This window comes from Halorubrum ezzemoulense DSM 17463, assembly GCF_002114285.1.
Taxonomy (GTDB): domain Archaea; phylum Halobacteriota; class Halobacteria; order Halobacteriales; family Haloferacaceae; genus Halorubrum; species Halorubrum ezzemoulense.
Window position 1 is genome coordinate 1 of the sequence record NZ_NEDJ01000093.1, and the last position, 9,677, is coordinate 9,677.

Below are 9,677 nucleotides of genomic sequence, written 5' to 3' on the forward strand. Positions count from 1 at the left end.
CGGGGCTCGGCCGGGCCGGCGCGGGGCGCGGCGCTGGGGGCGGCGTGGGGCGGGCTTAGGGGGCCGGGCGGGCCGGGGGGGCGGCGGCCGACGGCGGTACCGCCCCCGGCTCGGCGGGGAGCGGCGACGACTGACCCCGGTCCGTCGTCCCTCCCGCCCGGGAGCGGCCCCGACGACACGCTTATTCCTCCCGGCGGGAACCTCCACGCATGCCTCGCTCACGTCGGCGGGACGGCGTCGACCGCTCCGACGACGACCCGTTCCGGCCGAATGAGTCCGTCGAACGCCACCGCCCTCGGGCCGCCAAGACGCTCCCGGCGGCGACGCTCGCACGGTGGCTGCTCCCGGCGCGGCTTCACCGCTGGGCCGTCTCCGTCAGCGTCGACACGCCGGCGACCGTGTACGAAGCGGGCGAGCCGATCCCGGTGGCGATCGAGCTCCGGAACCCGCTTCCGGTCCCGGTAACCGTTCGGACGCGGTCCCCGGTCCCGTGGACGTGGCACGTCGACGGGCACCGCGACGCGTCACAGGTGTCCGAACCGCTCCCGGAGTCGGAAGCGCGGTTCACGCTCGACCGCGGGGAGCGGCGACGGTTCACCCGGCGGTGGCAGCAGAGCTTCCAGGTCTCGGAGACGGAGTGGCGGCCCGCCGACCGCGGGGAACACACGATCGGCGCCGGGCTCGCCGTGGACGACCCCGCCGGAAAAGGCGTCTACGACGAGACGACCGTCCGGATCGAGTGACCCGCGTCTGGGGCGCCGCAGGGCCTCACTCGTCGTCGCTCGGGATGTCGATCTCTTCCTGATGGTAACGCTCGGTCGCGAGCTCCGCGACCGCCCGGAGCGCCTCGGTGAGATCGTCCGATTCGTCGAGCGCGTATCGGTCGGGGTCGCGCCCCTCGGTCCGATCGATCTCCAGGATTCCGAACCGTTCGAGTCCGTCGAGCGCCTCGTGGACGACAGTCCGGTCGACGCCCGCGCCCTCGGCGATCCGACCGCCCGGCAGCGGCCCGGACGCGTAAAATAGCGCCGCGACAACCCGCGCCCGCACTCGGTTCGTGAACAGGAGCGCGAGCCCGTTCTCCGCCACGAGCCGCGTGTACTCGTCGGTCGATTGCTCGTCCATACCCGCCGTTCACGAGCGAGCGGCATGACGGCTTCGGAACGGGCGAGTCCGCGGCGGCGCCCGCCGACCCCGCGTCACTCCTCGAACTCGGCGTAGTGACGCACAAGCCCGCACTCCGGACACATCACGGTCGTCAGCTCCTTGCGCTCGTTCATACCGAGCTTCCCGAGGAGCCCTGACCGTTTCTCGCCGGTCCTGACGTGCGCGTTCCACGCGTCGCCCATGCTGAACTCGACCTCCTCCATCGTGACGCCGCAGTCCGGACAGCGGTGGTCCATGGGGGTCGACTCGTGCGGCGACCTGAAAACGGTTCGTCCGCTCGGCGGCCGAGCGACGCTGTTCCCCGGGCGCCGAGCCACCCGGGTCGAGTGATCAGCCTCTTTCGACGCCGGGGCGATCGGGCCGTAGGGATGACTCGCCGGGCCGACCTCGATCGCTTCTACGACCTGCTCGACGACCTCGCGCGCCGGGTCGGCGGACCGCGGAAGCTCAAGGAGTGTACCGGGTACATGGACTGGCCCGACCGGGGCGTCTACTTCTTCCTCGCCCCGGGCGAAACGCGCGCTTCGACCGACCAGTCGCGCGTCACCCGCGTGGGGACGCACGCGGTGTCCGCGGGGAGCAGCACGACCCTCTGGGACAGACTGAAACAGCACTACGGCACGGGTAGCGGAAGCTCAAACCATCCTCACGGCGGCGCTCACCGCGCGTCCGTATATCGCAAGCGCGTCGGTGAAGCGATCATCGAGAAGTACGGCCTCCGCGAGGACTACCCCGACTGGGACGAGCGGTGGCCGGGCGTCGACCGCGGGCGAGCAGCGGTCCGCGATGAGGAGTACGCCCTCGAACGGCGCGTGAGCGCGTTCGTCCGCGAACAGCCGTTCCTCTGGGTGCCCCTCGACGACGAACCCAGCGCGGATAGCGACCGGCGCGTTCTCGAACGGAACTCTATCGCCCTCCTGAGCAACTTCGATCGGGAGCCGGTCGATCCCCGGCGGACCGACTGGATCGGGCGACACAGCCGGAGCCGTGCGATCCGCGAGTCGGGACTCTGGAACGTGGATCACGCCGACGAACAGTACGACGGCGGCTTCCTCGGACTATTCGCGGACGCCGTCGACGACGCGACGCCGCCGTAGTCGGTCGTCAGGCTACTCCCGTCGTCATCGCGGCGCCGCACTCTCGGCGGCTGTGAGCGTGGTTCACTCGCGGTCGTCTCCAGTCGAACTGTACGGACGGAAAGGCTGGCCTCGGCACTCATAGGGCTCGTCGTCGCCGGGTGCCGAGGCCGGCTCGGAGCGGTGATTCGTCATCGGCCGCTCGTCGGTAGTCGCGCCGTCGAATAAAAGGATCCGGCCGCGCCGTCAGTGCGACGACCCGGCGTACTCGTTCCAGCGGTCGGTCCCGTTCGCGATCCGCCGGGTGTCCGACGGGTCGAACGTCCCCGCCGCCTGCGCGACAGCCTCCGCGGCGGTCGGAAGGTCGTCCGGAGCGTCGGTTGCGGCCGAGTCAGCGGATGGACCCGATCGGTCGGTGGGCTGTTCGGTCGGCGTCGCCTCGCGCGTGCTCGGACCGCCGGGACCGGTCGTCGTCCCCGCCGTCGAGCGTGCGTCAGTCGTGTACTACGGGTGGCACGTCACAGGCAACGTGCGTATCCTTCATAATTGTTTATGTTGGTATGAGGATCGCCGCGGGGAGTGGTCGCGGCCGTCGGCGACTCAGCGATCGGCGATCAGTCTCGCCGAGCCGACGGTACGGTGATCGTCTCCTACCGGGCCGACGGTACGGTGATCGTCTCCTACCAGGCCGACCACGCGGCGAGCGTCTCGTCGCGGGCGTAGATCCGCTTGAGGTCCTTCGCGTAGGCGAGGTCGCCGGGGTGGTCGAGTTTCTCGTGGCGGTACTCGGGCGCGTCCTCACGGATGTGGAGCCCCTCGACGGTGAACTCCTCCTCGCCGAACTCCACCGTCTCGTCGACGGTGAACTCGTAGTCGCCGGGGACGTTCACGCGCAGCGACCGGGTCTGGTCCGCGTCCCCGTCTTTCGGGTGGAGCGTGACTGGGACCGCGACGTTGTCGACCGCGCGGGTCCACAGCGTCTCCACGTCCGTGATGTCCGCTTCCTCGACGCGGTTCTCGGGGCCGAGTTCGATCCCCGTGATCCGCACCTGCATCAGCGCGTCGTCGGTGTCGACGACGAACTCCTCGCCGGTGCCCACGTCGCCTTCGGCGGGCACGTCCATCGTCGTGGTGAACGAGTCGCCGTCCTGCGAGACGACGACCGTCACGGCGACGGTCTCGTCCTCGGGGATCTCGGTCTTGTGGGTGTGGTCGCACTCGGTACAGCGCACGGTGGCCTGCCCGCCCGGGCTGAGGACCTCGTGGACGGTCGGCTCGGCGGGCGAACACGACGGGCAGGGGAGCCCGACGCGCGCGCCGGCTTCGGTGTCAGTCATTGGGCGCTCGTACCCGCCGCGCCCGTAAATATCCGCCCCTGTGGGGGCGGTGTGGGTCGCGCTCGCGTGGCGCGCGGCGTCGCGCGGTAAGGAAACTGGTTTACCGGAGTCCGCGGAACGGTCGCCCATGATCGTACCCGGGTCCAGCTCGCAGCAGCTCGCGGCGGCGCTCGCCGCGGAGACGGGCCGGGCGCTCGCGACCCCGACCTACGACCGGTTCCCGGACGGGGAGGGGCTCGCCGCGGTGCCCGACTTCGACGCCGACGAGGCAGTGATCGTCGCCGCGACCGACTCCGACGAGGCGTGGGTCGAACTGCTTCAGCTCCAGGACGCCGTCCGCGAGGCCGGCGCGACGGACGTGACCACCGTTGTCCCCTATATGGGGTACGCCCGCCAGGACGACTCCTTCGGCGACGGAGAACCCGTCTCCGCCCGCGCGATGGCGAAGGCGATCTCGACCGGGACCGACCGCGTCCGCCTCGTCAACCCCCACGAGTCGACCGTCGCCGACTTCTTCGACGTCCCTGTCGAGGCGGTCGACGCGGCCGGCGTCCTCGCCGACCCGCTCCCCGCCGACCTCGACGACCCGCTCTTCCTCGCGCCCGACGAGGGCGCCACCGACGTGGCCGCGGCCGTCCGCGACGCGTACGGTGCCGGCGAGACGGACTACTTCGAGAAGCACCGCGACCGCGAGACCGGTGCCGTCGCGGTGTCGCCCTCCGACGCGAGCGTCGCCGACCGCGACGTGGTCGTCGTCGACGACATCATCGCGACCGGGTCGACGATGAGCGAGTCGGTCGCCGTCCTCACCGACCGCGGTGCGGCGCGGGTGCTGACCGCCTGCGTCCACCCGGTGCTCGCCGCCAACGCGGTGACGAAGCTCCGCGCCGCCGGAGTCGACCGGATCCTCGGCAGCGACACGGTCGAGCGCGGCTGTAGCGTCGTCAGCGTCGCGCCGGCGCTGGCCGACGCGCTGGACTGACGCCGCGTAACGGTCACTCGTCGTCGATTTCTCGGATCTCCTCGGCCGGGTTGCCGCCGACCACCGTCCGCGCCGGCACGTCGTCGACGACGACGGCTCCCGCGGCGACGACCGCGCCGTCCCCGATCTCGACCCCGGGCGTGATCACCGCCCGTCCCCCGATCCAGGCGTCGTCGCCGACGGTCACGGGGTCGCCGAACTCGCGGCCCGCGGCGCGCTCCGCGGGGTCGATCGGGTGCGTCGCGGTGTACACGTGGACCCCCGGCCCGAGCAGGCAGTTCTTGCCGAACGCGACCGGCGCGACGTCTAGGACGACGCAGCCGTAGTTCGCGAAGAAGCCGTCGCCGACCCCGACGTTGTAGCCGTAGTCGCAGCGGAACGGCGGCACGACGGTCGCGTCGCCCTCGACGGCTCCGAACAGCTCGGAGAGCAGGCGGTCGCGGCGGTCGGCCTCCGTCGGCGCGGTGGCGTTGTACCGGCGACAGCGGTCCCGCGCGCGCTTACGATCGGCGACCAGCTCGGGAGCCGAGGGGTCGTACGCCTCGCCGGCCAACATCCGTTCCTTCTCGCGTCCCATACGGCCTCCGGCGCAGCCACCGACAAAGGGCTGTCCGTCTCCGCGGAGTCGAGCGCGGCCGGCGTTCGGCGACCCTCCGGGTGGAGTTCAGACGATCTTCATCATCCGCGTCTCGAACCTCCCGACGCGGACGCGGACCCACCCCGCCAGTTCCTCGTCGAGGGCGGGATCGTCGGTGTCGACGCGGAGCGCGCGCACGTCGTCGAGCTTCGCGCGCGAGGCGACGATCCGGAGGTCGCAGCGCCGGATCACGGCCGGCGATACCTGCGGGTTGCCGCGGCCGAAGACGAACCCCTGCCCGCCGATCGGCGAGACGACGATCACGTTCTCCTCGCCGAGCGCGCCGAGGATCTCCGCCTCCGTGGCGTCCCGCACCACCACCTCGCCGTCGCGCCAGACGTCGACGCCGATCGGGGAGGGCTCGAAGCCGAGCTCGTCCTTGATCGCGCCGACGGTCGACCGCGGGCCGAGGACGAACGCGACGCCCTCGCCGTCGCGCTCGCGGATGTCGGCCGCGACCCCCTCCGCCAGCGACTCGACGGTCCCGCTCGCCGTCTGCTTGGAGGACTGGAGGTCGTCGGCGACCGGCACGTGCGCGACACCCCGCAGCTCCGGGTGGACCTCGCCCTCGCGGTAGGCGTCCTCGTCGATGTCCATCACCTCGCGGCGCTCGGTCCGCGAGAACGAGGCGGCGACCTCGGCGGCGTCCTCCGGCGACACCGCGAACACCGACGAGTACACCTTCACGCCGGCGGGGACGCCGAGCATCGGCACGTCGGTCCCCTCCAGCGCCGCCGCGACGTCCGCCGCGGTGCCGTCGCCGCCGACGAACAGGACGAGGTCGACGGGGGCGGTCGCGTCGCCCCGAGCCCCGGTCCCTCCGCCTCCGTCGATCCCCGCGAACGCCCGGACGACCGCCGCGGTGTGCGCCGCGGTCGTCGCCGTCGACGCCGGCGGCTCGCCGTCGAACGGGTCGACGACGCGGGCCGGGTCGAAGCCCGCCCCGCGGACGACCGACTCGCCCATTGGGTCCGCGGCTACGGAGACGGCGGCGTCGGGTTCCACCGCGGCCAGTCGCTCCAGCATCCGCCGCGCCCGGTCCGGCGCCCGCGGCTCCGCGCCGCGCTCGACCGCCTCGGTCACCTTCCCGTCGGTCCCCTTCAGTCCGACGCGGCCGCCCATCCCGGCGACCGGGTTCACCGCGATCCCCACGTGCATGACAAATAGTTCGCCGCGCCGGCCCCTTAAGCGAGACGCGTCCGGGTCGGAGCGCGCGGGCGCCCGGAACCGTCGGTCGGACCGGCACATAAAGGCCCTCAACACCGGGACACGGCACTCAACACGTGTCCGCTCGTAGTTGTCACCGCCGGTGGAACGAGCCCGCCATCGGTAACCTGCTCGTCTCATCGGGACTGGATCCCTCCCGCGGTAGCTGCCACACGCCCACGTCTCCCGGTCCCGTTTTCGTACCCCTGCCGCGGTGCTCGTCCGTCGGTCTGCCCCCTCTCATCCGAGAATCAATACTTAAGACGCCCCCAGAACAACGCCGAGATATGATCCTCGAAGCCGCCGTGACGGAGCCGCTGCCGATCAGCGCGACCGCGGGCGCGATCCTGCTCGCGAGCCTCGCCCTCGTCGTCGTGTGGATCGCGTACCTCTACCGGTAGCCCCGCCTCGGCCGCCGACCGTCTGCCCTCCCTACACGCTCAGGCGGACCGCTCCTCGACCGCGTCGGTCCGCTCGCGGATCCACGCCGCCGCGCGCTCGGCCTCCGCCTCGCTCTCGGCCGTGATCTTCACGGTCACGACCTCGCCCGGATACGAGCCGACCCGCACGTCGAACCGCTCGCGCAGCGACGCGAACCGGTCGAGCAGCTCGCTCTCCGGCTCGTCGACGTCGACCGTGAGCACGTGGGTCGGCGTCCCCGCGAACTCGTCTTCGACCAGATCGAACATCGCTTTCATCTCGTCCGGGACTCCCGGAAGGACGTAGACGGACTCGACGACGGCGCCCGGCGCCACCCCGGCCTCGTTCGGCAGCGGTCGGCAGTCGGCCGGGAGGTGCGTCGTCTCGGCGGCGAGGTCGTCGCCGCTGTACCCGCGGTCGGCGAGCCACGCGGTCGCCTCCGCGTTCGCTTCGAGGCCGCGCCCGAACGCGGCCGCGACCGCCTCCATCGTCACGTCGTCGTGCGTCGGCCCGAGCCCGCCGGTGACGATCACCGCGTCGTACTCGGCGTGGTACTCGTTGACGACGCGCGCGATCTCGGCGACCTCGTCCGGGACGACGGTCACCCGCCGGACCGCGACCCCCCGGGCGTCGAGGCGGTCGCAGAGCCAGGTGGCGTTCGTGTTCTCGGTGTCGCCGACGAGGAGCTCGTCCCCGACGGTGACGACGGCGGCGTTCATACCAGTCTCAAGCGGCGCGTGGTAGAAAAGGACCGCGGCGCGGGCTGACGCCCCGACGACGGCAGCCGGTCGCGCCCGCTAGAGCAGGCCGTCATCGTCGTCGTCGTCCTCGTAGACGCCCAGTCCGAGGTCGCGGCGACGCTGGCGGAGCGCCTCCAGCTGTCGCCGGAAGTAGAGCGTCCCGGCGACCGCGGCGACCGCGCCGATGACGAGGATAACGCCGAACACCACGAGGTCGCCCTCGCGGTACGACTGGACGACGACCGAGCCGCTCGTCACCTCCTCCCAGACGATCCGGTCGCGGTCGCCGACCGTCTCGACCGCGTGATCGCGCGGCGACACGTGGCCGACGATCGGCACCTCCGTGCTGAACTGCGGCGGCAGCGTCACCGCGTACGACCCCTCGACGTACGCGCGCATGCTGAACCGTCGCGGGGACCCGGCACCGGCGAAGGCCGCTTTCCCGCCGCTCATGTCGTCGGCGAAGCGGATCCAGGTCTCGTCGGTCGTGCGCTCGATCTCGCCGCCGCGGGCGCGGAACTCGCTGCCCGTGATCACTTCCCCGTCGGGGTACCGGTAGCGGAACGCCTCGAACTCCAGCGGCTGGTCGCCGGCGTACGGCGTCTGCCGGTACAGCCGGATCTCCTCCCGGTCGTCGACCGCGTACACGACAGTGTACCTGGCGTCCGTGGTGAGGTTGAACGCGGCGTCGCGGTCCGTGTCGAAGTCGTACCCGTGCGGCGGCTCGGCGTCGAGCGTCTCGTTCGTCACCTCGCCGCCGCCGGTCGCGTAGCCGAGACAGCCGGCGCTGACCGCGAGGAGAGCGATCGCCGCCACCGCGAGCGCGAAGCGTCTGTTCACGTGTGATCAGGTTAGACGACGCAGCGCATCTCGGCCGGGAGGTACGAGCCGATGGCGGCGAGCAGTCCCGGCGGGTCGGTCCCTTCCGCGCAGACGATGCTCTGTTCGAGGAGTCCCAACCGCTCGACGGTGACGATGTCCTGCGCGTGGCCCGCGCGGTTCACCGTCGCCCGCGTCTCGCCGCGGGTCGCCGAGTTGACGTTCACCCGGCCGTCGCCGCGCTGCCAGTCGTACAGCCGGTCGCGCTCGGCGTCGGCGAGCCGGCTCTGGTCCGCGTCTGGGTCGCCCGGATCGCCGCCGTAGACGAACCGCACCGGGAGGTGCTGGACGAGCCCGAACCGCTCGACGACCTGCTCCGGCGAGCCGACGCCGAGCCCCAGCTCGTCGGCGGGGACGAACACGTCGACGCCGGCGTCGAGGGTGATACCCACGTCGTCCCACGATTCGAGGGTTCCGACGTACGTCTCGCCCGCTTCGAGGCCGCCGTCGTGGGCGACGACCTCGCCCCACGTCTCCCCGAGGACGTTGCGCGCGACCGGGGCGTCCTCCCCGGTCACATCCACTTGGACGAACTCGTCGTCCCGAACGCCCACCTGCCAGTCGACGTCGAGTTCGCCGACGTCGTTGGCGACGAGCGAGTCCATGCCGTCGAGCGCGCGGTCGCGGGCGTCGCCCTCGACGTAGCACTTGGTTGCGAGGACGACCATCAGGCGGTCACGTCCGCGTTGAGCTCGTCGCGCAGCTCCTCGATGCGCCGGTCCATCGCCTCGCGGAGCCGGTCGTTCTCCATCGCCTCCAGCGGTGAGCCGCACTCGGGGCACTCGAAGCCGAAGTCCATCGCCTCGCCGAACTCGAAGCGGATCGAACACACCTCACAGAGGTAGAACTCGTGGGTGCGCTCGTACTCCTCGCGCTCCTCTAGGGCCTCGAGCAGTCGGTACATCTCTTCTTGGAGGTTCTCCGGGATGTTGTCGTAGTGGAACGTCCACAGGTACGTGAGCCAGCCGGAGTCCTCGTCGCGGACGCGGCGGTACGTCGCCAGGTCGTTCTCGTACAGGATGAACAGCGCGCGCCGCACGTCGTTGAGCTCCAAGCCGAGCTCCTCGGCCAGCTCCTCGTCGGTGACCTCGCCGTCGGGCGGCGCGGCCGCGACCGGCATCCCCGTCGGCCCCACCAGCTCGTGGAGGTACTTCTGGATGACGGGGTCGTTCAGTAGATCCTCAAAAGCCATTACGGGAAACTGGTGGTGGAATCCGGTTAAAACCTCCGAAA

General features: G+C 71.4%; 12 protein-coding genes. 3 read left to right on the forward strand and 9 right to left on the reverse strand.

The annotated features are described in order from the left end of the window. Positions 1 to 209: 209 nt before the first annotated feature. On the forward strand, positions 210 to 743 hold the full coding sequence (locus B9H04_RS16350; RefSeq protein ID WP_049931658.1) for a hypothetical protein: 534 nt from the start codon (positions 210 to 212) through the stop codon (positions 741 to 743). A 25-nt stretch (positions 744 to 768) separates the two neighbouring features. Here B9H04_RS16350 and B9H04_RS16355 read toward each other — a convergent pair whose 3' ends face one another. Together B9H04_RS16355 and B9H04_RS16360 are read right to left on the reverse strand one after the other, a co-directional pair. Then, positions 769 to 1,125 carry a helix-turn-helix domain-containing protein gene (locus B9H04_RS16355; protein WP_085682865.1) on the reverse strand — a complete coding sequence of 119 codons (357 nt, stop codon included), beginning with the start codon at positions 1,123 to 1,125 and terminating at the stop codon, positions 769 to 771. 74 nt (positions 1,126 to 1,199) lie between these two features. Beyond that, a complete protein-coding gene (locus B9H04_RS16360) occupies positions 1,200 to 1,403 on the reverse strand; it encodes a hypothetical protein (RefSeq protein ID WP_049931656.1) in 204 nt (67 codons plus the stop codon). Between the two features lie 132 nt (positions 1,404 to 1,535). Here B9H04_RS16360 and B9H04_RS16365 point away from each other — a divergent pair, with 132 nt between their 5' ends. Further along, the gene (locus tag B9H04_RS16365; protein WP_049931653.1) at positions 1,536 to 2,264 is read left to right on the forward strand and encodes a hypothetical protein; all 729 of its coding nucleotides are present in this window, start codon (positions 1,536 to 1,538) and stop codon (positions 2,262 to 2,264) included. 659 nt (positions 2,265 to 2,923) lie between these two features. Here B9H04_RS16365 and B9H04_RS16370 read toward each other — a convergent pair. After that, positions 2,924 to 3,580 carry an HVO_0476 family zinc finger protein gene (locus B9H04_RS16370; RefSeq protein ID WP_049931652.1) on the reverse strand — a complete coding sequence of 219 codons (657 nt, stop codon included), beginning with the start codon at positions 3,578 to 3,580 and terminating at the stop codon, positions 2,924 to 2,926. A gap of 127 nt (positions 3,581 to 3,707) precedes the next feature. Here B9H04_RS16370 and prs point away from each other — a divergent pair, with 127 nt between their 5' ends. Then, positions 3,708 to 4,562, forward strand: a complete 855-nt coding sequence (gene prs, locus B9H04_RS16375; protein ID WP_049931651.1) for a ribose-phosphate diphosphokinase — start codon at positions 3,708 to 3,710, stop codon at positions 4,560 to 4,562. A gap of 13 nt (positions 4,563 to 4,575) precedes the next feature. Here prs and B9H04_RS16380 read toward each other — a convergent pair whose 3' ends face one another. From B9H04_RS16380 to B9H04_RS16405, 6 genes are all read right to left on the reverse strand, one after another. Beyond that, positions 4,576 to 5,139 (reverse strand): maltose acetyltransferase domain-containing protein, encoded by a 564-nt coding sequence (locus B9H04_RS16380; RefSeq protein WP_049931649.1) that lies wholly within the window; start codon positions 5,137 to 5,139, stop codon positions 4,576 to 4,578. Positions 5,140 to 5,226: 87 nt separating this feature from the next. Then, complete coding sequence (locus tag B9H04_RS16385; RefSeq protein WP_085682866.1) at positions 5,227 to 6,357, reverse strand: ATP-NAD kinase family protein; 1,131 nt, start codon at positions 6,355 to 6,357, stop codon at positions 5,227 to 5,229. A 488-nt stretch (positions 6,358 to 6,845) separates the two neighbouring features. Next, positions 6,846 to 7,544, reverse strand: a complete 699-nt coding sequence (locus B9H04_RS16390; protein ID WP_049931647.1) for a competence/damage-inducible protein A — start codon at positions 7,542 to 7,544, stop codon at positions 6,846 to 6,848. A 78-nt stretch (positions 7,545 to 7,622) separates the two neighbouring features. Next, positions 7,623 to 8,405: a DUF5803 family protein gene (locus tag B9H04_RS16395; protein WP_049931646.1), complete on the reverse strand. Its 783-nt coding sequence runs from the start codon at positions 8,403 to 8,405 to the stop codon at positions 7,623 to 7,625. A gap of 11 nt (positions 8,406 to 8,416) precedes the next feature. Then, positions 8,417 to 9,112 (reverse strand): DUF2110 family protein, encoded by a 696-nt coding sequence (locus B9H04_RS16400; RefSeq protein WP_049931645.1) that lies wholly within the window; start codon positions 9,110 to 9,112, stop codon positions 8,417 to 8,419. After that, positions 9,112 to 9,636: a transcription factor gene (locus B9H04_RS16405; RefSeq protein ID WP_049931644.1), complete on the reverse strand. Its 525-nt coding sequence runs from the start codon at positions 9,634 to 9,636 to the stop codon at positions 9,112 to 9,114. The genes B9H04_RS16400 and B9H04_RS16405 overlap by 1 nt, the downstream gene beginning before the upstream one ends. Positions 9,637 to 9,677 lie beyond the last annotated feature (41 nt).